This window comes from Herbaspirillum sp. ST 5-3 (assembly GCF_004804275.1).
Taxonomy (GTDB): domain Bacteria; phylum Pseudomonadota; class Gammaproteobacteria; order Burkholderiales; family Burkholderiaceae_D; genus Noviherbaspirillum.
On the sequence record NZ_STGI01000002.1, the window covers coordinates 109388 to 133479 of the forward strand.

Genomic DNA, 24092 nt, shown 5'->3' on the forward strand with positions numbered 1-24092 from the left:
CACCCCAATCCTCAACCCACTTGGCCACTCAAACGAGCAAGGTCATCAATATGCGCGTATGTATTCGTTCTCAATCGCATATTTCATGAATATGGACAGTATTTGTCAACAATAGTTGTGCTGGACGCTCCATGATTTTGAGTCATCATGTGTTCGTATATGAGACCCTCTATTTAGATCAGTGGCGCATACCGCTGATCTTGGGACTGGACTTTCAGCATGCGCGTGAAGTCATCGGCATTGATTGGCTTGCCGAGATGGAATCCCTGTCCGCTCGCACATTGATGCGCTCGAAGAAATTCAAGTTGCTCTGCTGTTTCGATTCCCTCGGCAATCACCTGATGCTGCATCCGGTTCCCAATGGTGATCACGGCATCCACCAAAATTTCATCTATCCCGGAGCGGGCGTCGCTAACAAATGATTGATCGATTTTCAGGGTGTCGATCGGAAATCGTTTTAAATAGCTCAAGCTGGAATAGCCGGTGCCAAAATCATCAATGGCGATGCGGACCCCCAACGACCTCAGAGTATTGAGCTTTTGGATTGTCGCTTCGCAATCCCGCATCAAGACGCTTTCAGTGAGCTCCAGCTCAAGGCGATGTGGTGCCAGGCCGGTTTCATGAAGCACTGATAGAAGGTATTCAAGAAAATCATTGGATTCGAACTCTGGTGCTGAAAGGTTCACCGCAATGACGTCGATTGTCAGGCCCTCTTTTTCCCATCTGCGAGCTTGCTCACAGGCATTCCGCAGTACCCAGCGACCGATGGGCAGCATCGCGCCACACTCTTGCGCGAATGACAAGAAGCCGGCCGGGTAAAGCAGGCCGTCGACTGGATGGCGCCATCTTATTAACGCTTCGGCGCCTGTAATAATGCCAGTCTTCAGGTCGTATTGAGCTTGGTAATAGAGGACAAACTCGTTCCGGGCAATCGCTTCGCGCAGACTCGCTTCCATCTGCTGGCGCGTTACCGCACGTTCGTTCATCGCTCTTTCGAAGAACGCATAATTATCGCGCCCGCCTTCCTTGACGGCATACATGGCTGCATCGGCATGTCGGAGTAATGTCACGTCGTCAGCGCCATCGTCAGGGTAGATGCTGATCCCAATACTTGCCCCAATGTGAAGGACATGCTGCGCAATAGCGTAGGGTTCAGTAATGATGTGATGGATTTTTTTAACGCTTGTGACCAGCTCATCCAGGCGACCAACATCTGTTAGCACGACAACGAATTCATCTCCGCCCTGACGGCTAACTGTATCGGAGTCACGCACACTTGTGCGCAGGCGTTGAGCGACGGCCTGAAGCAGCTGGTCACCGATATCATGGCCCAGCGAATCGTTGATGACCTTGAAGCGGTCCAAATCCATGAACAGCAGGGCCAGTTTGGTGCCATGGCGTTTCGCAAACTTGATCGCTTGCGTGAGGTTTTCTTCAAGCTGAATTCGATTGGGTAAATTCGTCAGATAATCGTGATGCGCGAGATGCGCCATTTGCGTCTTTGCTTGTTGCAGCTGATCCGTCAGGATCTGTGCATTGACATTTGCAATGACGAGACGCTTGTTGACATCTCGCAAGCGGGTAATGTGTTCCTCCAACGCGTTCTGCAAGCCTTCTTTATCTGCATTGATTTTTTCACGCACGGTTGAAGCACTTTCGCGGGAGCTCGCTTCAGCCTCCCTGACTTTCGCGGCGAATTCGCGCATGTCCGCTGTGCGCTCTCGCATATTGACTGCAGATTCGCGCGCTTCCGCAGATACTTCCCTGGATGCGAGATCACTTTCCTGAGACAGGTCTGGCGATGAGGGGTTTGACGGCGCTTGAGTAACGTAATTTGCCGGATCCATTTTTTGCGGTTCCGGAATTAACGGAGTCTGATCGGCGCCAGAGTGGCGGCGCTTACTACCGTCCTTGCGCATTTTTGTACCTCAGTCCGTTGTCCGATCTCCCCGCAACAGACTTGTCGGCTTTCCGGACAGAATGCCTTCGTATTGGGATAGCGGGCCGCCAATAACAACCGCATCCTCTTCGACATCGAACAGTCGAATGGCTTTGCTGTGTTTGCTGCCACGCACCTTGATCACCGCGATCACGCGTTTGAACTCGCCTTCCAGTTCGATATAGCGCTGCAGGATGATGGCGTCCGCGAGGAAAGCATTGCCATAAGGGCTGAAGCGTAGATCGCTATACCGGTCTTCGAGTTCCGTTGTCATCAACACCGTGACACCCATGCCAGTCAGGACGGCAACCAGCCGATAAAGCGACTCCCGGAAGTCTTCCTGAAAAGCGGGCGCCAGTGCAAGTTCGAAACCGGACAAGGAGTCGATCACCACGCGCTTCGCATTGAGCCGGCGAATGGTGGAGACGAGCTCATGCAGGGTCTCATCGATCGACAAATCAAGCGCATGCGTATCGATCAGACCAACCTGCCCGGTCTTTACCAGGTCATCCAGCTTTTGGCTCAATAACTGATTGGGGCTCTTTTCAAACGCGGCGATCACGCCGGCCTCACCGACACGCACGCCCTCGGCAAGGAATTCTGTTGCCAATACGGTCTTTCCGGAACCGGATGGGCCGACCAGTAACGTCGAGTAACCCTGCGGGATTCCACCGCCCAACATGCTGTCGAGCTCCGCCACACCGATTGACAATCGCTTGCTTGCCGCGGGTATCCGCGCCATCTGGCGCTTGATCTCATCTGGTTCAACCATGGCACGCGGGAAGACGTGTATACCTTCACTGTCGATGCGAAACGTATGGGATCCCTGGCTGTTCGCCTGACCGCGCATTTTTACTACCTGGATTTTGCGAACAACCGAATTTCTTTTCTTGTTCTGCGATAACCAGATAATGCCGTCCGCGATGGTATAGACGGGGCTTGCCTGCGCTTCGTCATCCATGTATTCGCCAATGAGGAAGCTGGTTGCCTGCCAGTTCGTCATTTGCATCGAAAGGCGTTGAACGAAATGCTGAAGGTCGGTCGGGCCTTTAGACTGATAATCAGCCGCTTGCACGATCGATCTGAAAGAATCGACAAATACGAAGCTGGGCGAATACGCTTTCACCTCGGCCAGAATGCGCGCCAGCACACGATCGTAATCGCCATCCAGAATGTCGTCCGCCAGGTTCACGAAGCGGATCGACTCGCTGTATTTTTTAAAATCAAAGAAAGAAAACTGCTGCTGGTACCGCAACATTTTCAATGACGGCTCTCCCAGCACGGTGAAGAACAGTGAGCGGGATTCTGCGCTTGTCAGCGCAAACATTATCTGATGCGCCAATGTCGTTTTTCCGGATCCGGGCGTGCCTGCAATCAGGTTGAAGGAAAACTCCGGAATGCCGCCGCCAAACAGCGAATCCAAACCCGGAATGCCGGTTTCAAGACGTTTGATGCTTACACTGTTACTCATGGTTGAAACTCCTCGTCCAACGAACCCAAAGCATCCTTCCCCCAGGCTGAACGCAAAATATCGATTGTAAGAAGCTCGCCGATCAGAGACGCCATCAGGTCACTGATATTCAGCAGTAACACCGTGCTTGCCTGTCTCGCTTCAGCGGACTCTTGTTGTGCCAGCTTGGTTTTTAGATCGTCAAGCGGCAATGCACCTGATAAAGGCTGCTCCACACTCAGCCATGCAAATTTGCGACCGGCAAGGAAAACACTACGCTCAAAAACGGAACGAAAACCTTCTTCGCTGATAAGCGAAGTCAGCTCGATCCTGAGGGGTTCAAAAAGATGTTCGACGACGCCTGTGCCATCGGTGTCGGGCAGGGCGGCAATGATGTCAGCAATCTGTTTACGCCGCGCGTCGGTTTTATCCATTGGGGAGACTTAACACTAGGGTGTGGCACGAACCGCTAAAGCCAACAAGAATCCCGTTAGTCAGGGACTAGCTATTATGATGGATATGTCACCAAACCGTTGACCTAATACCATTTCCATTGATTTCGGCCTGATCGTCCTATCGCGGCGAGCATTCCGATAGCCGGATGCAGTGGCGATTATATTCCGTGCGACAAGGTTCGAGTTGATCCGGCGCAGATGCCTCTGCGCACTTCGACCTCAAACAAGCCAGATACGGCGCGGTTTCGTAGTACAGTGCACATTCACAACAAATCGAGCCAGCACCTTGGCGTTCCGGGTTGCATCTACCCCTGACAGGGTGTTGAAACACTACTGCGCGGGCCGATTTTGGGCGCTGCGGTGTTCTGCGTACTGCTCTGTACGCGTGCGCTCCTCGCACCCAAACTCGACCCGCTCGCAACGTGTTTCAACACCCTGCCAAGTTTCTCACATCAGAAATCGAGGTCGAGTTTGCTTCGAAGGAGAACACGCCGCATGCGTTCGATTTATCCGGACGGCTTCAACGAAGCGGCGCGCACACATAATCATCTCATCGCGGCCGGGTCATTTCTTCTGACGATGGCCCTGCTGATTGTCTGCTCCGCGCTCGGCATCCTGTCAAATGCCGCAGTCCTTCAGAGCGCCGCTCTCGTCATGTTGTCCTATCTCGCTTTCTACCTTGCCTTTCGTTCCGGGCTCAATCGTGGTTTCATCGATCCGAGTCTGACCGATCTGCAGATGCTGAACGCAAGCTTCGTTGTCCTGTACACCCTGTACGCGGCCGAAGAGGGACGAGCGGCCTTGCTTGCGGTCCTGCCGATGATTCTTCTGTTCGGCGTGCCACGACTCTCCATGCGGGCCTTGCTGACGCATGCAGTGGGAATGTTGACGGCCTACTGCGTGCTGATCGGCCTGATCTGGCGCTTCAAGCCACAGTCGCTGAATCTTCGCCTGGAGTTATTGCAGTGGCTCGCGCTTGCATTCACGCTCGCCTGGGTGGCGATGATGGGCGGCCATATCGGCAAATTGGGCAATAGGCAGAAGAGGCTTCATCGCAAGCTACGTCTGCTCAGCGACTGCAATATCGCCATGGTTCGCGCTACGAATGAGAACGGCCTGTTTGACGACTTGTGCCGCCTTGCAGTGGAATCCGGCGGTTACAGAATGGCCTGGGTTGGAGTGGAAGGGCAGGGTGGCGGGAATACTGTCACTCCCGTTGCGCAATTCGGTTCTGCCGCGGAATGCACGGAAAGCATTATGGTTTCGTCGGACGGTGGGCAGGATATTACCCGTCGAATGGCTGAAACGGCGATCAGGACCGGATCGCCCCAGGTCAGCCACAACCGCCCAACCCATTCGATCATGGCGTCATGGCGTACGGCCGCCGTCCAGCAAGCCTGTCAGACGAGCGCCGCATTGGCTTTCTCTATTGAAGATCAGGTTCGGGGAGTCCTGATGCTCCATTCAGCAGAACCGGATTCATTCGACGTGGAGGAAATGCGATTGCTGAAAGAATTGGTCAGCAACCTGAGCTGCGGCCTGAAATCGCTGCGCGGTCGCAGCGAACGAGAGGGTACTTGCCTCCAACTGGAACAACACGTAGAGGAGCGGACAAAGAAAATCGCCGCACTCAATGGCTTGCTCGTGGCAAAGGCACTGGACGCTGAGGCTGCCAATGGCGCCAAGAGTGCCTTCCTGGCCACCATGAGCCACGAGATTCGCACCCCGCTCAACGCCGTGGTCGGATTGTCCGGGCTACTGGTCGACTCCCCCCTGGATCGACGCCAGCGCGAGTATGCGGATAAGCTCCAGCTATCTGCGCAAGCACTGCGTGCGCTCGTCGACGACATCCTGGATTTCTCCAAGATCGAGGCCGGTGCGCTTCGATTGGAGCACGCGCCGTTTTCTCTGAACGCGGTCCTGCGCACCACAGTAGCAGTGCTCTCCGCCGGCATCCGCGACAAACCCATCGAGGCGTTGTTCGACCTGGCGCAAGACATGCCGGATTCCTTGGTCGGCGACGCCCTTCGACTTCAGCAAATATTGTTGAATCTGATCAACAATGCGGTCAAATTCACCGAGATGGGTGAAATAGTCGTCTCGGTACGCTGTCTCGCCCGCCAAGCCGGCTCGCTGACACTGAAATTCGCCGTCCGCGATACGGGGATTGGCATTCCGCCTGAACAATTGGTCCCGATTTTTGACGTGTTTACACAAGCGGACAGCTCAACGACCCGCGAGTACGGCGGCACCGGGCTGGGATTGGCGATCAGCACTCGTCTCGCCAAACTGATGGGCGGAGAAATCGGTGTCGAAAGCGCACCTGGCCGGGGCAGCGAGTTTCACTTCGCCGTGAAGCTGGACCTTGCCGACGGCGACGCCGTGGGGGCACCGGAAAATATCCCGTCCGGTTTGAACATCCTGATCATCGATGACCATCCTCTGGCCCGAGATATCCTGCAACGTGCCTGTGCCGCGTTCGGCTGGCATACGACTGCGCTCGACTCCGGCCCGGCCGGATTGGACGAACTGCGGCGCAGTGCTGCCGAAGGACGCGATTTCGATCTGATGCTGCTCGACTGGCGCATGCCGGGCATGGATGGCATCGAGATGCTCAGGCAGGCTTGTGGCTCCCCTGACATCGGCCTGCCGCAGGTGATCCTGATGCCGTCCATCTGGGAGCTGGCGCAAGCCGCTGCCGCCAGTGATGATCTCTATCTCGACGGAATCCTTGCCAAACCCATGATCCCGGAAGCGCTGCTGCAAGCGGTGAGGAGAACGCACGCAGGTGACTTCGCGGGCATCCTCCCGCCGGCTGAGAAAACAGACCGACGCCTTGCCGGCATGCGTCTGCTCGTCGCCGAAGACAATGCGATCAACCAGGAGATCGCCGAGCAACTCCTGATTCGTGCCGGGGCCGAGGTGGTGATTGTTGCGAATGGACTCGCCGCAGTCGAGCTGCTGCGCTCGCCCGGTGAGCCATTTGACGCGGTTCTGATGGACATTCAGATGCCGGTCATGGACGGCTACACGGCCACACGGATCATCCGCAACGAGATGGGCCGGCTTGATCTTCCCATTATCGCCGTCACCGCCCGCGTTCTGGCTGAGGACCGCGAAGAAACGCGGGCCGTTGGTATGGCAGGACATTTGATAAAACCGATCGATATCGACGATCTGCTCGATATTATCGCCGGTGAAAGCGGCCCGCCAGGTCGACCAGACGCACCGCGTCACCGCTTCATTGAAGGCACGATTCCGGTGAGCGACCTGCCTGTCCTGGATGTCGCTGGCGTCTTGAGAACTTTCGGCGGAGACAGGAATAAATGCGGCGAACTGTTGCGCGCGTTCTTCACAGCCCATCACAAGGACGTCGATGAAGCGCGCCGCCGTTTTAGTGCCACTGATTTAAATGAGGCGGGAAAACTCCTGCATGGCTTGTGCGGCCTCGCCAGTATTCTCCATGCGCCAAAGCTTGCCAGCTTGGCGAGAGCAGCCGATGCAGCACTTCGCAATGGGCATACGGAAGCAGTCCTGCCCTTGCTTGATGAGCTTCAGCTTGCGATGCATGCTCTAGGCGAGTTCGTCGAACAGTTCGACACAGGAGAATCGGTGGTCACCCGTAAGACTGGATGACCGATTTTCACTGAAACGGCCAGTGAAGCGGCGCTGTTTCACCGTCTGAAGTCGGCCGGTCGACGACAAACAAGAATGGATATCGAAGGGCAGTTGTACGGCCTAACCAGCGGAATTACCAAGTCCTTCCGCTGGTCAGGCCGGAGAGGGGACTGGGCGTGCCAAGAAAGAATCTCTACCTCGGTCGCTGGAAATGTGGCCTGAGACAGATCGGTCGCATTCGCTCGTGCTCGGAGGCCATTCCAGCTTTGGCCTGCAGGTACGCCAAACCAGCGATTAGCTTATGCTGGTTTCCCAATTACGCGCACAACCGCGTATCGATTGCGCTGAAATAGCCGTCATGCCCGATCAAGCGATATCGCCGCCGGGACGTGAATCACCACGTCCGACGCGGCAATCGCCACGCAGGGGAGAATATAGCCATCCCTTTTCTCCTCCGCGCTCAGGCCGGGCCATTCCGTGCTGTATCGAACCTCGCCGCTGCTCAGACGGCAGATGCAGGTGCGGCAGGTGCCGTTTCTGCACGAGGCGGGCAGTGCGATGCCGGCCAGGCGTGCAGCCGCGAGCAGTGGTGCGTCATCAGCGGCATCGAAGCGCCACTCGTGCGGCGTGATCGTGACGGAATATCGGCTGCGCATGACTTCATTCATCGGGAACGGAAAAGCGACATCCTATCCGGAAACGATGCAGGTTGCGTGACACTTGCAACACCAGGCTGTTTTCAAACGCTTCGCCTTTCTCTCCCGGGCCACCGGATCGCCCGTTGCGCAATATTTTCCTGCGTTAAGAAATCCTTAAGCAGGGCGCCGAATAATCTGCGCAACCACAAACCGTACAAGCGCAAAGGAAAATGAGCATGAGCACTATTCGACGCACGATCCTGATTCTGGCACTGTGTGCTTCGCCGTGGACAGGCGCAACCGCTCATGCGCGAGACCATCGCCACCAAGGGCCAGGCGAGCGTCAGGAGGTTCCCGGGATACGGCCGGCAGTCAAATGGGAAACTGACGACATCGTGCGGCAGCGAATGGAAATAATTCGACAGGCCGTAGCAACAGTCCAGGTCGACATTCAACAGGACCGCCTCGATTCGCATGGATATCAGCAGCTCGCTGAACTCATCAATACGAACGTCGGGCAGATCATCAAGGACTGCAAACTGACACAGGCAGCCGATGCCGCCTTGAATACGGTTGTCCTGACCGACCTGACGCACAGTAGCGAGCTGATGCGCACATCGCTCAGGCGACCAGCCCAACGTGCCGGAGCACTGGGCGTGCTGCAGTCCCTGCGTCTTTATGGGGAATATTTCGAACATCCCGGCTGGAAGATGGCACAGGCGCAGTAGTTGCGACTTCCGGGGCGAGGCTGAGAACGACAGCCTGCAAGGCTTGATGGAAGGCCGCTCCGCACGCTCCCGGAGAACGTTGACCTCGATCATGGAAATGTGTCGGCCGGCCTCCTAAGATGGCAGACGTGTTGTCCGAGTTGCAATAAGAAACCAGGCTTTCGCGCGGTGCGTGAATGCCGGGCAACACCACTGGTGGAGGCGAACAAGGTCATACCTTGGGGCCAATGTCCGGCCCTTGATTGCGCTTCACCGACACCATGACCATACAAGAACTGTCTTCCTATATCGCGCTGGCCATTGTCCTGCAAGTGGCCGCATACGGCGCTTTTTTCCTTCTTCATAAGCGGCGGGATTATCTGCAGCTCGGCCCGCCGCAGGCGATTGACGCGAACAGCGCACCCTCACAAGACCGCCCATCCGCATCGGGTGGGGCGTGGAGCGGATACCGGGAATTTCGCGTACAGCGGAAGGAATTTGAAGACCGCAGCCGATCGGTATGCTCCTTCTACCTTGTACCGGTCGATGGGCAAGCTCTTCCCCCATTCAAACCTGGGCAACTCCTGACGTTTCACCTCGCTACGCACGCAGGAGCTGAAGCCAGGCCCATCGTGCGGTGCTATTCGCTATCCCACGCTCCGGATCCCGAATGCTACAGGGTGAGCATCAAGCGAATCGGGCCGCCACCCGATAAACCGGGTGCGCCGGCCGGCGTGTCGTCGAACTTCTTTCATGATCAGGTCGAGGTGGGGAGTGTGCTGGCCGTCAAGGCGCCTGCAGGCCACTTCCACCTGCTCGACGGCGACCAGTCGCCGCTCGTCCTCATTGGCGGCGGCATCGGCATTACACCGATGCTCAGCATGCTGGAAACGAGCCTGGCCCTCGCGCCCGAGCGTGAAGTGTGGCTGTTTTACGGTGTCCGCAACGGTGCGGAACATGTCATGAAATCGCGACTTTGCGACCTGGCACAGCGGCATCCGAATTTCCATCTGCACGTCTGTTACAGCCGACCGGAGCCCGATGATGTCCCCGGTACCGATTTTCAACATGCCGGCCGTGTCGATATCGGACTGCTGCGTCAGACCCTCACGCTGCGCCCCTATCAATTCTATGTCTGCGGGCCGCGTCAAATGATGGAGTCGCTGGTGCCGGCGCTCGCCGATTGGGGTATCGATCCGGAGCGTATCCATTATGAAGCCTTCGGGCCATCGACCGTTCCGAAGCTGGCGAAAGCAGCGCAGCCATCCCGCACTCCCACGACGGCGGCAGCCGATTCTCCCAAAGTGTGTTTCGCCAACTCGGCAAAAGAACGGCAATGGGATCCGCACGCCGAATCTCTTCTCGCGTTCGCCGAAGACCTCGGCCTCTCCGTTCCGTCAGGTTGTCGCGCCGGCAGTTGCGGCAGCTGTCAGACGACGATCGTGTCGGGAGAAATCGAGACGACGAAAGAGCCCGACTTTGACATCAGTCCGGGCTGCTGCCTGCTCTGTATTTCCAGACCGAAGTCCGATCTTGTCCTGAGTGCCTGATCATGCCCCATTCCATCTCGGTTTTTCGCAAGGAGATACTTCCGTTCATAGCGATGTTCGCCATGCTCATTCTGGCGGCCATTGCGGGAGATGCACTATTGCACCGGTTCCAGCTGGTCTGGATCGGCCGCTATCTCGGCATCCCCGGCACGCTACTGATCCTCGCTTCGTTCGGGTATTCGATGCGCAAACGCAAGATGATCAAGTCAGGCAATCCGAAGAAGCTGCTGAGCCTGCATGAATTCATGACATGGCTCGGTTCCGTGATGATTCTGGTGCATGCCGGGGTCCACTTCAATGCCATCCTGCCGTGGCTGGCCATCGTCGGCATGCTGGTCAACGTCATCAGCGGCCTGACTGGAAAGTACCTGCTTGACCGCTCGCGCCGCCACATGGCGGCCATGAAGGAAAGCCTGCTTCAGCGTGGCATGCACGAAGACGACGTGGAGCGGGAACTGTTCTGGAATGCGGCAGCCGTCGACGCAATGAAGAAATGGCGAGTGCTTCATATTCCGATCACGCTCGCATTCGCCGCATTTGCCCTCGGCCATATCGTCAGCATCTTCCTGTTCTGGAACTGGAAATGAAAAGCCGCGCATTCCTTTACATCATCCTGGCGAACCTTGCGGTCATTACCGTGCTCGTCTTCGTCTATCCTCACCTGATGGTGGCTCCGGGCAAACTGATGAAGGGGCATCAAGGCATGGAGCAGGACTGCTTCTCCTGCCACAGCAAGTTCTTCGGTCCGCAGGCGGGGAAATGCAAGGACTGCCACAAGGTTTCCGACATCGGAATCGTCACGACTAAGGGGAAACCGATTCAAGGGCCGGCGCGCAAAGTGGCCTTTCATCAAGAGCTGGTCGAGGAACGGTGCATCGAATGCCACGCCGATCATCGGGGCGTCATGAAGTATCGGCAAGGCAAACAATTTTCCCATGCTCTTCTCAAGCCGGAAACGAAGAATCAGTGCGAGTCATGCCATGACAAGCCGCGTGATTCGCTGCACGAAAAACTGACGGCGGGCTGTGCGCAGTGCCACAGCCAGGACAAGTGGAAGCCGGCGACATTCGAGCATGACAAATACTTTGTGCTCGATCGCGACCATAACACGACATGCGCAACCTGCCATCCGAAGAGCGATTTCACGCAGTACACCTGTTACGGATGCCACGAGCATACGCCGGCCAAGATCAGGAGTGAGCACCTGCATGAGGGGATCCGCAATTTCGAGAACTGCGTGAAATGCCATCGCAGCGCCGACGAGCACGAGGGCGGAGAAGGCAAAGACAACGATTAGTGTCAGAGCCTATCCGAGCCAGAACCTGCCCCGCGCCGATATCCGTTGGGGCATATGGCGGTGTTGCGTTCAGATTCCCTTAAGCTTTCGCTACTTAAGATGCGCGTGCGCCACTTTTATGAAAGGTCTAAATCATGCATCCTTGCCTTCGGGCCTTTATTCGCCAATATGTCGCTGTCATTGTCGGCGCCTTGGTGCCGGTCGTCTTGACTACCTTCCTCTCTGCCTCAATGAACTTTGGAACCTTCTCCGGCGATCGTCATACCGCGACTGTCGCGATCGCCCGGCACCTGACCTGATATCTCTGGACGCACAACATGATTTCTGACCAGTTTGATGACGATGTTGAAGTCTCGCCGGAAAGCCAGGCAAAGCGTGCTGCAGTCGCGTCCCGCAGCACCTGGGTCAGTATCTGGGTGAATCTGTTACTGACCTTGACCCAGATAACCGCCGGCGTACTGGCCAAGTCACAAGGCCTGGTCGCCGACGGCATCCATTCCTTATCCGATCTGGTAGCGGATTTCGTCGTCCTGTTTGCCAGCCATCACAGTAAACGAGAAGCCGACGATGACCATCATTACGGCCATCAGCGCTTCGAAACGGCTGCATCCATGGTGCTGGGCATGTTATTGCTTGCAGTCGGACTGGGCATGCTATGGGCGGCATTCCGCAAACTTGAGGCCCCGGAAACGGTTCAGGCAGTACACATTGCCGCGCTTTGGACCGCCGCGGTGTCATTGATTGCGAAAGAAATGTTGTTTCGCTACATGCTGTCCGCGGGGAAGCGGGTCAAATCAAGCATGCTGGTCGCCAATGCATGGCATGCACGATCCGACGCGGCATCGTCCCTGGTGGTTGGCGTCGGCATTGTCGGTAACCTTTCGGGCTATCCCATTCTCGATCCCATTGCCGCATTGATTGTTGGATTCATGGTCGCAAGGATGGGATGGGGATTCACCTGGGATGCATTGCACGACCTGATGGACCGGGCCGTCGACACAAGCGACACCGAGGCCATCCGCGAAACGCTGATGGGCACGCCTGGTGTGCGCGGCATCCATGATCTCCGCACCCGCAAGATGGGAGACATGATTGTCGTCGACGTCCACATCGAGATCGATGCGACGTTGACTGTCGAAAAAGGGCATGCCATTGCCGTTGAAGCGCGCAGTCGCGTGCTGCAGAGGCATCGTGTGCTCAATGTGATGACCCATGTTGATCCATGGGGTGATCATGCTGCAGTGCTTGAAAGTTCGGCAGGGGATTAGCAGACCACCATGTGCCGTTCCTGCACGCGGCGGGCAGTTCGATACCGGCCATGCATGCAGCCGAGTGCAGGGATACGCGATCGGTGGCATCGAAGCGCCAGTCGTGCGGTGCGGTCGTGCCAGAATTTCGGCATCCTGTCCGGAAACGAGCGATGGGGAGAAGCCTTACAACAGCAAGTCGTTTTCAAACGCGTAGCGTGCAATCTCGACATTGCTGCTCAGGCCCATCTTTTCCAGTATCCGCGCGCGGTAAGTGGTGACGGTATGCGGGCTCAGGTTGAGCATCTCCGCGATCCGTATCAGACTGGATCCCAAGGCGATATGCTTGAGGACTTCCAGCTCACGATCCGACAGGCGTTCGTGCGCCGGCTGCTCCTCGCCGACCAGGAGGTCCGCGAATTTTTCCACCAGCGTGGGCGTAATGTATTTGCCGCCGGCAGCGGCCTTGTGCACGGCAGCGACGATGATGGGGGCGGGGGAGTTCTTGGTCAGGTAGCCGGAGGCGCCCGCCCGTAGCGCACGCACGGCATAGATGTCTTCCGCGTACATGCTCAGGACCAGCACCGCGAGCTTCGGCTTTCTTGCCTTGAGAAGCTTCAGCAATTCCAGCCCGCTGCGGTCCGGCAGCGCGATGTCGATGATGGCCACGTCGATTTCTTCCTTCTCCGCCTGCAGCAAGGCGTCGCGCACTGTTTCCGCTTCGCAGGCGACAGTGATGTCGTCCGCCGTGCCGAGCATCAGGCGGACGCCGCTGCGCACGATCAGATGATCGTCCACCAGCATTACCCTGATCATGCTTCTTCCTTTCTCATGCTGTTCAAGGGCAGGCGCAAGCTGGCGATGGTTCCCTTGTCGGGAATGCTGACGATGTCGAATTCACCGCCGAAATAGCGCGCGCGCTCATGCATGCCGACGATGCCCCAGCTTTGCCTCGCGGGCTGCACGGAGAAATCGCTGCCCTTTCCGTTGTCTTCGATTTCGATCACGATGGTGTCCTCGAGCAGAGTGGCGCGGACGGTCGCCCACCAGGCGTGCGCATGCCGCTGCACATTGGTCAGCGCTTCCTGCACGATGCGAAAGATCGCAATGCTGCGTTCGGCATCGATCTCGAGGTTGTTGAGGTTCTCGTCGATGATGCACTCGCACACCATCTGCGTGCGCCGCTCGATCTCGTGTGAGTACCAGCGCAGCGCTTCCCATACACCCAGTTGATCGATCACGCTCGGGCGCAGTTCGGACACCACTTCGCGCACCGTCTGCGAGGCACGGTCGACCAGGCCGGAGGCTTCGGTCAGCAGCCGGTCCGGATCGGAAGCACGGCTGATGCTGACCGACAGATACGCCTTGATGCCCGCCAGAACGCTGCCCAGCGCATCGTGCACCTCGCGCGCGATGCGCTTGCGTTCGTCCTCGCGGATACGCTCCTGATGCGCGGCCAGTTCGCGCAGGTCTTCACGCGAATCGCGCAGCGCCAGCTCGGTCTGTTTCTGTTCCGTGATATCCAGCATCGAGCCCGCCGATTTCAACACCCGGCCATACTGGCAGCGCGTGGCTTCCCCCACGCTGATGGTGTAACGGATAGTGCCGTCGGGGCGAACGATCCGGCTCTCCATCCGGAAATTCCGGCCTTCCTCGCGCGCCTGCGCCATCGCATGCCGGGCCGCGTCCCGGTCTTCCGGGTGAATCCTGCCGAGAAAATCGTCCAGCGTCGGCGTGACGGATTGCGGCTCCAGTCCGAAGATGCGGAACAACTCGTCCGAACATTTCATTTCGCCGGTTTGCGCATTGATTTCCCAGCTGCCGAGATGGCCGAGCTTTTGCGCGACGGTCAATACCTGCTGTGCCTGCCACAGGTCCTCTTCGGCCCGCTCCCGCGCGGCGATGTCTTCGGTCAGGCGCGCGTTGATCGCTGACAGCTCGGCGGTGCGCGCCACCACCAGACTCTGGATGTGGCTGGCACGGGAAGCCTGGACGTGCATCCAGAGTCCGATCATGGCGCTGAACAAGACGCCGGCAAGCATGGTCAGCTCGGAGCCGAGCGTGCCGGGAGAAAACGGCGTGGCCTGGGACGAGATCGTGAGATGCCACGGCGCACCGGCGGCATCGAAGCTTCGCGAGACAAGCATTTGCTTGCGCTGCAGGAGAGGCGGAAACAGGTCATCCATGACCTTGTCCTTGTTCATGTCCTTGCGGTAGGAGATCAAGTCACCGTCGTTGGCGAAGACATGCGCATGGACGTTAATCCCGAGCTCCGGAGTCTGCGGCAGGGAGGCCGACAGAAGAGCGCTGGAAACGAGCTCGTCGACATCCACCACGGCCGTGGTATGGCCGAGCACCATGCGGTTGTTCCTGGTGGGCTTGTTGCTCAGTACGGGCAGTGTTACGTTAAAAACCCGGTGGCGGTTTGTTTCGCCGACGCGCTGAAATCCGCGAGATGAGAACGTCGAGGGCGCGGCCTTGACGCGCGGCACTGCCTGGTACGCCGGCCAGTTGTGTCCGTCGGCTAGCGGCGCGGTGCTGAGGTTCTCGATATGCGGATAGCGTTTGAAGATCGGTTGCAGGAAGCTCTCGAATTGCTTTTCGTTCATCGGCCCGAAGATTTCAAGCGTGTGGTTGATGAGCTCCAACTCATGCATGACGTCTTCAAGCTCGTTGCGGATGGCGGCGACATGCGCGTCGGCACGCTGCTCCAGCTTGAAATGCTCGAACCTTTCCTCGTAAGCGCGAATGCGGATGGATAGTGAGGTGGTCGCGGCAAGGCACACCGCGAACGTGAGGATCGGCGCGACGGACTTGTATGCTCGAAGGCGATGAAAATGGTACATATGCACCGGGAACCAGGTTATCCAGTCCGATCCTCGCACCCGCAACGCCTCGGCCGGGTGATCCGGAAAGTTGGGGGATAGAGAATCGTGGGACGGGTGTGCACAGCGAATTTCGGCGCGCTGCCCTGCAAGTTGCCGCGGAGGATTTCGCTGTCTTCCACCCGCCTCCGCGGTGCTTCATCCTGCAATTGATCGGGATGGACTGCGGTCAAGGTCCGTGCGGCGGATGTCGGCCCGTCGGAAAGCTTCACGCCTCCGATGATGCCTTGCAACCAATCTACTATCGACCTATGCAGGACAATCGTCAATCCCATGGAGGCGGGAAGAATTTGGATTACTTTTATTTGCTTGACTCAGGTCAATTTGCAGCATGCGCGAGGCCGCATTCGCAACAGCATGCAGGCGTCGCGGCTTTATCTGGCGGTCGCGGTCTCCAGTCTGTTGCGCGCTGCCGAGCTTCGCAGCGTGTCGATGATAATGCGGCGCAGTTGCCGCCAGTGTTCGCCGGGCTGGCGTACATGCTTCTGATTGATTTCCAGCTCGATGCCGAGATAGCTCGCTTCCTCGAAGCGCCGCCGCAGGTAAACCGTGAAACCGTCGGCCGTACCGGTGTAGGGGTAGTTCAGCCGCGTCTTGAGTGCATGGGCCGCGCTTCGCAGCGCGTTTTTCCAGCGCTGGCACAGCTCCGCTTCGGCTCGCCGCGCCGGGTCGTACAGCAGCCCGAGGTCGGCGTTGCGTACCTCGCCGTTGAGTTCCGGCGTGAAGCTGTGACAGGAGATGTGAATCACGCGTGCGCCGCCGGCGACCGCTTGCGCGATCTGCGTCTCGGCCTTGGTGCGGTAGGGGCGGTAATAGCGCTGGAAGATTTCTTCGCGGATGTCGGCCGGGGCAGGGCGCGTCGCTTCGGAAAACAGCTTGGGGTGGCTGGGCGAGCGGTTGAGATCGATCAGCAGGCGGCTGATGGTTGACACCAGCAGAGGCGCCGACAAGGCCTGCGACAATTCGCGCGCCACGCGCAGCGCGCCGACGTCATAACCGCGATGCGTGCGCAGCAATTCCTCGCGACCGCGAAAGAAATCTCGATAGCGCGACGGAATGCGATTGCCGCCATGCTCGCACGTGACGAAGAAGAAGTCCGGCGTGGTGGATGTCATCGCGGGTTCGAGTTGATCGGTCCGGTCTGGTACAGTCTCTGGCAAGCAAGACGATATGTCGTCCACGGGAGATACGGAAGGCGCGGAAAAAATCGGGCACAGGCTCTTTCCGTGTCTTCCGTGGGCCGGGTAATGGAATGATGCAAGCACCCTGCGTATTGCATCAGCCCCCCTCGACAAACATTCTCCCCTCCTGCAGGCAATCGCACAGGCGAGCGTACACGGCCTGCAAGTGTTTCCGCGAAAAATCGCCACCCACTGCGCGCAGTATCCGACGTGCCAGCGGGCCGTGCTCGATCATGACCTGCAAGGGCTCTTGCCACCGGCCCGACTGCCCGGTATCGTCCTCCATCATGCGGCCGACCAGGAAGCGCCACAGATCGTTCGCGCTGGCGTTGCGCTCGGGGAAGTCGAGCAGCCGCAGGTAGGCATCATTGCGGATGATCGTGGCATCGGCATCGCGGATGCAGTCATGCAGAATCGCCGCCAGCGCCGCGGTCGGCATTTCCTGCTGCGCCACCAGTACGTCGTCGCCGGCCTGATACAGGCGTCGTACCGCATCGGTGCTTGCCGCCGCGACCGCGAGATCGGCCTGCGGGCACTCTTGCGTATCGACAACACGGATTTCGATCGCGTTGCGTTCGAAGCGCGCAATTGCGCCGCGCGAGTTCAGCCATTCTTCCTGCAAGACGTGTTCCGGATCGAGCGCCGCGATATCGCGGTACATCGGCGCCAGAATGCGCTGCTCGTATCCCGCGCGGTGGGTGACGGTTTCCGGCACCACCATCCCCGTGATCGAGGGAATGGTTCGCGCATTGTCGGCATACACATGCATGCGGTAATCGCACCAGCCGGTACGGCGCCCTTCGGCAATCGGCGAGCTGGCCGCCAGCGCTGGCAGAATGGGCAGTACCAGGCGAATGGCGGCGTGCAGGCGCGCGAACTCGTCGTCGCCGGCGAAAGGCAAGTTGATATGCATGCTCTGCAGATTTGCCCAACCATGACTCTTGCTGTCGAAAATGCGGTCGTAGGCGCGGTAGATCGCGTCATTGTCATGCGGCCAGATATGCGTCTCGGTGAGCGGGTCCATCCATGGGTGCATCGCGCCGGGCATCAATTGCGCGTCCATGGCCGCCAGGCGCGCGTTGATGGCGCGCACCTCGGCTTGAAAGGCATCGGGCAGCGACGATAGCGACGCGGCAGGGCGCCGGTTCTTGATTTCGATGACATGCATCACCAGCTCATTGGACCAGCCGAGCGCGCCACGCCGCACTTCATTCACGACCCTGCCTTCGCCCTCCGACCCTTCGCGTAACAAGCGGTCGGCAATCGGCCGCACATCCAGGCCGTCACGCTGCACGATCATGTATTCCAGTTCAATGCCGACTCCGGTGAAGGCATGCAGCAGGGGCGGATCCGCTTCCTGTATCGTTTCCTGCATCATGGCGCAACACTCCCTTTGCGTTCCTCGATGCGTTTTCGGAAAACGCCCATGACTTCGCGGTACAGCGCATCGGACAGCACCGCATCCTCATTGCCGGCATCGACATTCGGGTTGTCGTTGATTTCGATAACGTAGTTCTGGACGCCGACCTGCTTCAGGTCCACGCCGTAGAAGCCATCGCCCATCAGGTTGGCAGCCTGCACCGCGATCTTCACCACATCGTCCGGCACTTCGCCGACCGACAACGCCTCGGTCTTGCCTTCGCTCATGCGCTGGTGTTCATGCTTGATGATCTGCCAGTGACCGGGCGCCATGTAATATTTGCAGACGAAGAGCGGGCGCTGGTCGAGCACGCCGATGCGCCAGTCGAAGTCAGTCGGCAGGTATTCCTGCGCCAGCACCAGTTCCGACTCTTTCAGCAATTCATTCACCTTCACCAGCAATTCCTGCTCCGACTCGATTTTCAAAACGCCGGATGAAAACGCGCCATCGGGTTGCTTCAGGATGCAGGGCAACCCGAGCGTGGACACGATCTGGTCGACATTGCCCTTGTGTACCACCAGCGTTTTCGGCGTGGGGATGTGATGCCGGGTCAGCAATTCGTTCAGGTAAATCTTGTTGGTGCAACGCAGGATCGATTCGGGATCGTCGATGACCACCATGCCGGCGTCGGCCGCCTGGCGCGACAGCTGGTAAGTGTAGTGGTCGACGTTGGTGGTGTCGCGGATGAAGAGCGCGTCGAAGTCGGTTACGCGGCGCGCGTCCTTCGGCGTGATCAGCTCCGCGTGCATGCCGAGCAATTCGGCCGCTTCCAGGAATTTGCGCAGCGCTTCCGGGTTCGACGGCAGCTCCTTGCGCTGCGGATCGTACAGGATCGCCAGCGAGGCCTGCTTGCTGGGCGACGCATTGCTGCGGATCTTTTGTTCCTTGAGGTAATCGATCGCCGCCTGCATCGCGCATGGCTGATGGTGCAATGGAATATCGCGCACGCTGCCCGGGTAAATGCTGCACAGGTGCCAGTGCTCGTTGGCGCGTTCGAAGCGTGCATGCAAGACGGGCGTGCGCAGCAGCTTGAACAACTGTTCGCTCAGATGCTGATGGTGCTGGTCGGCATCGCGTCCGAAATAGATGTTCAGGTCAGCGAAGTCATCCGACACGCGCGAAAACGAGCAGTCAATCAGGTCATCGAGCTTTTCCGTGATGTCCTGTACCAGGCTGTCCGATTGCAGATCCTTCATCGCCTGCGCATCCGGCAGCGGCTGATGACCGCGCGCTTCGGCAAGGAGAGATACGTAATAGCCCTGGCTTTGGTAGCGATAGGTGTTGCAGAGGTTGAAGACTTTGGTGGTGGTGCTGGTATCCCCGTAGGCGGGGTCCATCAAGTAGGTTTGTGCAGGTATCACTGTGACACCGGGTATGTCGAAAGGCCAATCTTGCTGTTGACTTACGACGAAGAGGATGTTCATGGTACTTCCTGTCGCGGCGGACACCGCGGATGGATGATTAACAGATTCGCGTCATGCGTCACAATGCCGAGCAGCACCGCACCGATAACCCGGTCGACACTCAGCCAGTACTCGTGCGTGCTGGCGTAAGGATTGAGTTGATAGGGATCGACCACCAGCACCTTGCGGTGGATCTTGTCGTAACCAGCCATCACGACAAAGTGCCCGGAAGGCAGGCCGCGTACGTCGTCGGGCACATCATCCGGCCCGAATTCGCGCGGCGTGCGGTACAGAAAAGTCGAGCTGAGCCCGGTGATGATGGGCAGGCCGCGGCGCAGGATGCTTCGGATCAAGGTATGCGAGAGATCGAGCAGGCGCAGGCGGCCGCCGAGGCTGAGGAATTCCAGATAGCCGGTGGTGGCATGCTGCAGGCGATAGTCCATCTTGATTTCGCGCTGCCGGCGCAGGCGGTCGGCGATGTCCACGCCATGTGCGAACCAGGTCGGATCGAATACCCCGAGGTTATAAGTGTAAATCGTTGCCTTGTATCCCCTGCGCAAGGCATCGCAAGCGAGAAATACGGCGAAGGTGCCGCCATGCTCCAGCTTGCCGGTGCGTCCGATCACATGGTCGAGCGATTCCTGATCGCCCCAGTAGCGGTAGATCGCTTGCAGGCAAGTCGGCCCGCATGTGGTCTCGTCCGGTTGCGGAAGAATCTTGACGGGCAGCTGCAATATGGCTTGGGTCACGGCGGAGCGTATTCGTGAAATCGCTTGGTTGTATATGCCTGTTTTGCGGCACGGAGCCTGACAGGCTGTTGAAAAACTACTGCGCGGGCCGATCCTGGGGCCTGCAAACTGTACGCGTACGCTCCTCGACCCCAATCTCGCCCCGCTCGCTACGTTTTTCAACAGCCTGTTAAAGCATTTTCGGTGCCAGATTGTCGAGTGTGCCGGACAAACATGCATTTCAGCAGGAAACCGTTTTTATGACTCGCATCGCCTTGTAAAAGTTTCCACTGCGTGCATCTCTTTCCCTGCGTCGCATTCCCTGTGTGCAGCTTGTACAAGTGCTCGAAACGGACGGGCATGGATGATGCATGGGAAGCAAAGGACACTTGGGTTCAATGCCCACGCTTGCCCGTCGCAAACAGGGACAGGCGCGTGGTGCCCGCTTCAGGAGCTTATCGACATGAAAACGACATTTGGTTTACTGGTAGCGCTTGCCCTGAGTTCGCCGATGGCGCTCGCGCAGGGCACGCCGCCCGCGCAAATCCCTCCGGGAACACCGGCCCAATCCGACCTCGGCATGCCTTCGCAGCCGGGAATCACTTCGCCGTCCACGTCGGGCACGTCCGGACCGGCCACCGAAAGCGAGTCGGGCGGTTCCGTCGCCAATCCCGTGGGCAGCTCGAACGCCACTTCCGGCGCGTCCGGCACAGCGCCGGTCAATCATGCCGGCAGCAGCACGGACATTTCCTCCGGCGGACCCAATCCGATGCAGTCGGAAGCGGGCATGGAGCTGGCTCCGGCGCCGCCCGTCACAGCGCGGCTGCAACCGGTCGTGCAGAACGACGTGACCTACCTGTGCGGCGGCGTCGGCGAGGAAGAAGTGAGCTACATGAAAAACGAAGCGAAGGGCTATGACCTGATGCTGACCTTCGCGGCCAAGAGCGGCGCCTACCTGGCGGACGTCAAGGTCGATATCAAGGATGCGAAGGGCGAATCGGTGTTGCAGGCATCCTGCGATTCGCCGATCCTCCTGGTCGATCTGCCCAGGAGCGGCACCTACCGCGTGCATGCGGACGCCGCCGGCTATGCCTTGAACAAGACAGTGAAAGTGGCGGCGGCACGCAAGAAAGGACAGCACCTCGCTTCCGCGGTCCTGGTCTGGCCGCAGCGCGTAGCGGAAGCGGAGGGAACGGCAACCACGTCCAGCGGAAGCGGCGCCAGCGATAACGCGGGCAAAAGCGGCGGCGCGACCGGCACTTCCGATAGCGGCAGTGCGCGCTGACCGTGACGACCAGCATGGACCCGCAGCCCGGCGTGTTGCGCGCAACGGGCCGCAGAATCGAAGCGCATGAGGGCGGGACGTCCTCGCCAACCACAGCAAGCACAGCAACGGCCGACGCCGCGCGCCCGGACATGCCGGCGCTCGCGGTGCAGGCGCAGCAGGAGTTCAGCGATTCGCAGTTCTTTCGGCGCACGGTGCTGGTCGGCAGCCTGACCATCTTCACCGGGCTGGTGCTGGCACTGATCTGGTTCGCCAGCGACGTGTTCCTCGTGCTGTTTGCCGGCATCCTGACGGCGGTGCTGCTGCGCGCGCCGACCAACTGGCTGACGCAGCACACGCCCATCAGCGAACGCCTTGCGCTGTCCTTGTCGATCGCCGCGCTTGCCTGCGTGATTGTTCTGCTGGGCTATCTGTTCGCGGTGCCGATCGCCGAGCAGATCGGGCAACTGGTCGAGACCCTGCCGCGCGCGCTGGTGCGCATGCGCCAGTGGGTGCGGCATTACGACTGGGCCAAGCCGCTGCAACCGCTGGTGACGGAACTGGCGCACACCAAGCTCGACGTGCAATTGCTGGGGAGGGCCAGCGGGCTGATCAGCTCCACCGTTTCCGCCATCGTGGGCGGCGTGGTAGCGCTGTTCATCGGCATCTACATGGCGGCGCAGCCGCGCCTCTATCAGCGCGGCTTCATGCACCTGCTGCCGCGCAAGGCCCGGCCGCGCGCGTATGAAGTCCTGGATGAAATCGGGGTGGTGCTGCGCTGGTGGCTGGTCGGCAGGATGGTGACCATGCTGATGGTCGGCGTCGCCGGCGGCATCGGCTTGTGGTGGCTGGACGTGCCGCTCGCATTTACCCTCGGGGTACTGAGCGGCCTGCTGGAATTCATTCCGTATATCGGACCGATCATGGCATCCATTCCGCCCTTGCTGGTGGCCTTCAATGTCGACCCCGACCTCGCGTTCTACGTGCTGCTTCTGTATGTCGCCATCCAGGCCGCGGAAAACTATCTGCTCACGCCGCTGGTGGAACAGCGCGCCGTGTCGCTGCCGCCTGCGCTGGTGATCTTCGCGACCTTGCTGCTGGCCGCGCTCTCCGGCCCGCTTGGCGTGGTCCTCGCATCACCTCTCACGGCAACCTGCATCGTCGCGGTGAAACTGCTCTACGTGGAAGACGTGGTGGAGCAACCCGCGCCGACTGCGCACTGAGAAAAAAACAGGCCGGTATCGGCCGGCCTGTTCAGTCTTGCTGCCTGGTTTGCCGCTCTGCTACTTCGCCCTTTCCGCAGCGCCTTGCACTTTCTCGCCGCCGCGCTCCACATCCTTGCCGAAGCCAGACATCGTGTTGCAAGCAGTCAACCCAATCGTGAACAGCAGGATACCGACTACGGAAATAATTCTTTTCATGGTTTTTCCTTTCAAGTGATTGAACAGAACGACGTTCCTCCTAACAAGTGCAACGAACATGCCAGCCCGCAGCATGCCAAGTCAATGTGGCGGATGACTGCCGCGCGCCTGCGTGAAGGCGCCTACCAGCGTCAGCAGCTTTCCGATCATGTCGAGGTGCGATTCACTGGGCGTCGACAGGGTGCCGACCGTCGCGGCGCCTTGCGAAACGGTGCGCATGATGCGTCGCGGCCCGATCGCCACCACGGCGGCGACGCCCAGCGCGACCAGAAACGGATGCTCGGTCACCGTGCGCATCAGAGTGCTGCGCGGAAAGCGCGAGGGCTCGGGCTTCTGCGCATGTTGATACACGGTCAGGCCGGATCCCGTATGCGCGATGCGTTCCACACGCGCCGCATCCGCGGTATTGAGATCGGTGCCTTCGATTAACATGCGTCGATACGTTTCCCGACGCATCTGCATGCGGTCCAGGATCGATTGCTTTTCCGCTTCAAGAGAACTCAGGCTCATAGGCTTTCCTTGATGACGTCGAGATCGTGCTGCAATTCGTTGCGGAAGGTGTTGCCCAGCGGCGGCGAGCGGAAATGCTTCAGACACAGATTGAAGGCGATTCCGGCAATGCCGCCATACAAGAGGACCACGAACCACGCGGCCAGCGTCCGGTACTCGCTGCTCCAGAAACTGATAATGATTGCCAGGCCCAGGAAGATCGTCGCCAGCAAGGTGAAGAGAAGCGCGACCGTGAACCCGGCAATGCGAAATGCGATCTGCTGTTCGCGGATCTTGATCTCCACGCGCAGCAGATCCAGGTAATCGCCGATCCGATCCAGGGTGATGATGTAAAGCTGCTTGGATTTGTGAAGGGCTGCAAACATGGCGATCTTTCCTA

The 24092-nt window shown here is 58.8% G+C and carries 21 protein-coding genes; 8 read left to right on the forward strand and 13 right to left on the reverse strand.

What is annotated here, in order from left to right:
- Positions 1–173 precede the first annotated feature (173 nt).
- From E6W33_RS04065 to E6W33_RS04075, 3 genes are read right to left on the reverse strand one after another with little or no spacing between them, the layout of a single operon-like run.
- On the reverse strand, positions 174–1919 hold the full coding sequence (locus tag E6W33_RS04065; protein WP_211097230.1) for an EAL domain-containing protein: 1746 nt from the start codon (positions 1917–1919) through the stop codon (positions 174–176).
- 9 nt (positions 1920–1928) lie between these two features.
- Entirely contained in the window at positions 1929–3410 is a 1482-nt protein-coding gene (locus E6W33_RS04070; RefSeq protein WP_136414611.1) for an ATPase domain-containing protein, read from the reverse strand.
- Positions 3407–3823 (reverse strand): hypothetical protein, encoded by a 417-nt coding sequence (locus E6W33_RS04075; RefSeq protein ID WP_136414613.1) that lies wholly within the window; start codon positions 3821–3823, stop codon positions 3407–3409. The genes E6W33_RS04070 and E6W33_RS04075 overlap by 4 nt, the downstream gene beginning before the upstream one ends.
- A gap of 516 nt (positions 3824–4339) precedes the next feature.
- Here E6W33_RS04075 and E6W33_RS04080 point away from each other — a divergent pair.
- A complete protein-coding gene (locus E6W33_RS04080; protein ID WP_136414615.1) occupies positions 4340–7480 on the forward strand; it encodes a response regulator in 3141 nt (1046 codons plus the stop codon).
- A 338-nt stretch (positions 7481–7818) separates the two neighbouring features.
- On the opposite strand, the gene E6W33_RS04085 is transcribed toward E6W33_RS04080, so the two are convergent.
- Positions 7819–8118 carry a 2Fe-2S iron-sulfur cluster-binding protein gene (locus E6W33_RS04085; protein WP_247869508.1) on the reverse strand — a complete coding sequence of 100 codons (300 nt, stop codon included), beginning with the start codon at positions 8116–8118 and terminating at the stop codon, positions 7819–7821.
- A 218-nt stretch (positions 8119–8336) separates the two neighbouring features.
- Here E6W33_RS04085 and E6W33_RS04090 point away from each other — a divergent pair, with 218 nt between their 5' ends.
- From E6W33_RS04090 to E6W33_RS04110, 5 genes are all read left to right on the forward strand, one after another.
- Positions 8337–8828 carry a hypothetical protein gene (locus E6W33_RS04090; RefSeq protein ID WP_136414620.1) on the forward strand — a complete coding sequence of 164 codons (492 nt, stop codon included), beginning with the start codon at positions 8337–8339 and terminating at the stop codon, positions 8826–8828.
- A gap of 242 nt (positions 8829–9070) precedes the next feature.
- Entirely contained in the window at positions 9071–10357 is a 1287-nt protein-coding gene (locus tag E6W33_RS04095) for a 2Fe-2S iron-sulfur cluster-binding protein (RefSeq protein ID WP_247869509.1), read from the forward strand.
- Between the two features lie 2 nt (positions 10358–10359).
- Entirely contained in the window at positions 10360–10944 is a 585-nt protein-coding gene (locus E6W33_RS04100) for a hypothetical protein (RefSeq protein WP_136414622.1), read from the forward strand.
- Positions 10941–11654 carry a cytochrome c3 family protein gene (locus E6W33_RS04105; RefSeq protein ID WP_136414624.1) on the forward strand — a complete coding sequence of 238 codons (714 nt, stop codon included), beginning with the start codon at positions 10941–10943 and terminating at the stop codon, positions 11652–11654. Before E6W33_RS04100 ends, E6W33_RS04105 begins: the two co-directional genes overlap by 4 nt.
- A gap of 317 nt (positions 11655–11971) precedes the next feature.
- Positions 11972–12922 carry a cation diffusion facilitator family transporter gene (locus E6W33_RS04110; RefSeq protein ID WP_136414626.1) on the forward strand — a complete coding sequence of 317 codons (951 nt, stop codon included), beginning with the start codon at positions 11972–11974 and terminating at the stop codon, positions 12920–12922.
- Between the two features lie 165 nt (positions 12923–13087).
- Here E6W33_RS04110 and E6W33_RS04115 read toward each other — a convergent pair whose 3' ends face one another.
- From E6W33_RS04115 to E6W33_RS04140, 6 genes are all read right to left on the reverse strand, one after another.
- The gene (locus E6W33_RS04115) at positions 13088–13717 is read right to left on the reverse strand and encodes a response regulator transcription factor (RefSeq protein WP_247869510.1); all 630 of its coding nucleotides are present in this window, start codon (positions 13715–13717) and stop codon (positions 13088–13090) included.
- Positions 13714–15747, reverse strand: coding sequence for a PAS domain-containing protein (locus tag E6W33_RS04120; RefSeq protein WP_136414629.1), 2034 nt, complete (start codon positions 15745–15747; stop codon positions 13714–13716). The genes E6W33_RS04115 and E6W33_RS04120 overlap by 4 nt, the downstream gene beginning before the upstream one ends.
- Before the next feature lie 413 nt (positions 15748–16160).
- On the reverse strand, positions 16161–16901 hold the full coding sequence (locus E6W33_RS04125; protein WP_136414631.1) for an N-formylglutamate amidohydrolase: 741 nt from the start codon (positions 16899–16901) through the stop codon (positions 16161–16163).
- A gap of 163 nt (positions 16902–17064) precedes the next feature.
- Positions 17065–18345 carry a glutamate-cysteine ligase family protein gene (locus tag E6W33_RS04130; RefSeq protein WP_247869511.1) on the reverse strand — a complete coding sequence of 427 codons (1281 nt, stop codon included), beginning with the start codon at positions 18343–18345 and terminating at the stop codon, positions 17065–17067.
- Positions 18342–19811 carry a RimK family protein gene (locus E6W33_RS04135; protein WP_136414633.1) on the reverse strand — a complete coding sequence of 490 codons (1470 nt, stop codon included), beginning with the start codon at positions 19809–19811 and terminating at the stop codon, positions 18342–18344. The genes E6W33_RS04130 and E6W33_RS04135 overlap by 4 nt, the downstream gene beginning before the upstream one ends.
- Positions 19808–20539 (reverse strand): hypothetical protein, encoded by a 732-nt coding sequence (locus tag E6W33_RS04140; protein WP_136414636.1) that lies wholly within the window; start codon positions 20537–20539, stop codon positions 19808–19810. The genes E6W33_RS04135 and E6W33_RS04140 overlap by 4 nt, the downstream gene beginning before the upstream one ends.
- 442 nt (positions 20540–20981) lie before the next feature.
- Here E6W33_RS04140 and E6W33_RS04145 point away from each other — a divergent pair, with 442 nt between their 5' ends.
- Positions 20982–21803, forward strand: coding sequence for a hypothetical protein (locus E6W33_RS04145; RefSeq protein WP_136414638.1), 822 nt, complete (start codon positions 20982–20984; stop codon positions 21801–21803).
- 14 nt (positions 21804–21817) lie between these two features.
- Positions 21818–23005 carry an AI-2E family transporter gene (locus tag E6W33_RS04150; protein ID WP_136414640.1) on the forward strand — a complete coding sequence of 396 codons (1188 nt, stop codon included), beginning with the start codon at positions 21818–21820 and terminating at the stop codon, positions 23003–23005.
- Between the two features lie 60 nt (positions 23006–23065).
- Here the strand turns inward: E6W33_RS04150 and E6W33_RS04155 are convergent, their stop codons facing one another.
- The 3 genes from E6W33_RS04155 to E6W33_RS04165 form a co-directional block, all read right to left on the reverse strand.
- The gene (locus E6W33_RS04155) at positions 23066–23203 is read right to left on the reverse strand and encodes an entericidin A/B family lipoprotein (RefSeq protein WP_136414642.1); all 138 of its coding nucleotides are present in this window, start codon (positions 23201–23203) and stop codon (positions 23066–23068) included.
- Positions 23204–23284: 81 nt separating this feature from the next.
- Positions 23285–23713: a hypothetical protein gene (locus E6W33_RS04160; protein WP_136414644.1), complete on the reverse strand. Its 429-nt coding sequence runs from the start codon at positions 23711–23713 to the stop codon at positions 23285–23287.
- A complete protein-coding gene (locus E6W33_RS04165) occupies positions 23710–24078 on the reverse strand; it encodes a phage holin family protein (RefSeq protein WP_136414647.1) in 369 nt (122 codons plus the stop codon). Before E6W33_RS04165 ends, E6W33_RS04160 begins: the two co-directional genes overlap by 4 nt.
- Positions 24079–24092: the final 14 nt, after the last annotated feature.

Coding starts and splice junctions, on each gene's coding strand:
- E6W33_RS04110 (WP_136414626.1), top strand. CDS start 11,972: ATGATTTCTGACCAGTTTGATGACGATGTTGAAGTCTCGCCGGAAAGC.
- E6W33_RS04065 (WP_211097230.1), bottom strand. CDS start 1,919: ATGCGCAAGGACGGTAGTAAGCGCCGCCACTCTGGCGCCGATCAGACT.
- E6W33_RS04090 (WP_136414620.1), top strand. CDS start 8,337: ATGAGCACTATTCGACGCACGATCCTGATTCTGGCACTGTGTGCTTCG.
- E6W33_RS04145 (WP_136414638.1), top strand. CDS start 20,982: ATGAAAACGACATTTGGTTTACTGGTAGCGCTTGCCCTGAGTTCGCCG.
- E6W33_RS04085 (WP_247869508.1), bottom strand. CDS start 8,118: ATGCGCAGCCGATATTCCGTCACGATCACGCCGCACGAGTGGCGCTTC.
- E6W33_RS04125 (WP_136414631.1), bottom strand. CDS start 16,901: ATGACATCCACCACGCCGGACTTCTTCTTCGTCACGTGCGAGCATGGC.
- E6W33_RS04130 (WP_247869511.1), bottom strand. CDS start 18,345: ATGATGCAGGAAACGATACAGGAAGCGGATCCGCCCCTGCTGCATGCC.
- E6W33_RS04070 (WP_136414611.1), bottom strand. CDS start 3,410: ATGAGTAACAGTGTAAGCATCAAACGTCTTGAAACCGGCATTCCGGGT.
- E6W33_RS04105 (WP_136414624.1), top strand. CDS start 10,941: ATGAAAAGCCGCGCATTCCTTTACATCATCCTGGCGAACCTTGCGGTC.
- E6W33_RS04155 (WP_136414642.1), bottom strand. CDS start 23,203: ATGAAAAGAATTATTTCCGTAGTCGGTATCCTGCTGTTCACGATTGGG.
- E6W33_RS04135 (WP_136414633.1), bottom strand. CDS start 19,811: ATGAACATCCTCTTCGTCGTAAGTCAACAGCAAGATTGGCCTTTCGAC.
- E6W33_RS04150 (WP_136414640.1), top strand. CDS start 21,818: ATGGACCCGCAGCCCGGCGTGTTGCGCGCAACGGGCCGCAGAATCGAA.
- E6W33_RS04165 (WP_136414647.1), bottom strand. CDS start 24,078: ATGTTTGCAGCCCTTCACAAATCCAAGCAGCTTTACATCATCACCCTG.
- E6W33_RS04080 (WP_136414615.1), top strand. CDS start 4,340: ATGCGTTCGATTTATCCGGACGGCTTCAACGAAGCGGCGCGCACACAT.
- E6W33_RS04115 (WP_247869510.1), bottom strand. CDS start 13,717: ATGATCAGGGTAATGCTGGTGGACGATCATCTGATCGTGCGCAGCGGC.
- E6W33_RS04075 (WP_136414613.1), bottom strand. CDS start 3,823: ATGGATAAAACCGACGCGCGGCGTAAACAGATTGCTGACATCATTGCC.
- E6W33_RS04160 (WP_136414644.1), bottom strand. CDS start 23,713: ATGAGCCTGAGTTCTCTTGAAGCGGAAAAGCAATCGATCCTGGACCGC.
- E6W33_RS04100 (WP_136414622.1), top strand. CDS start 10,360: ATGCCCCATTCCATCTCGGTTTTTCGCAAGGAGATACTTCCGTTCATA.
- E6W33_RS04120 (WP_136414629.1), bottom strand. CDS start 15,747: ATGTACCATTTTCATCGCCTTCGAGCATACAAGTCCGTCGCGCCGATC.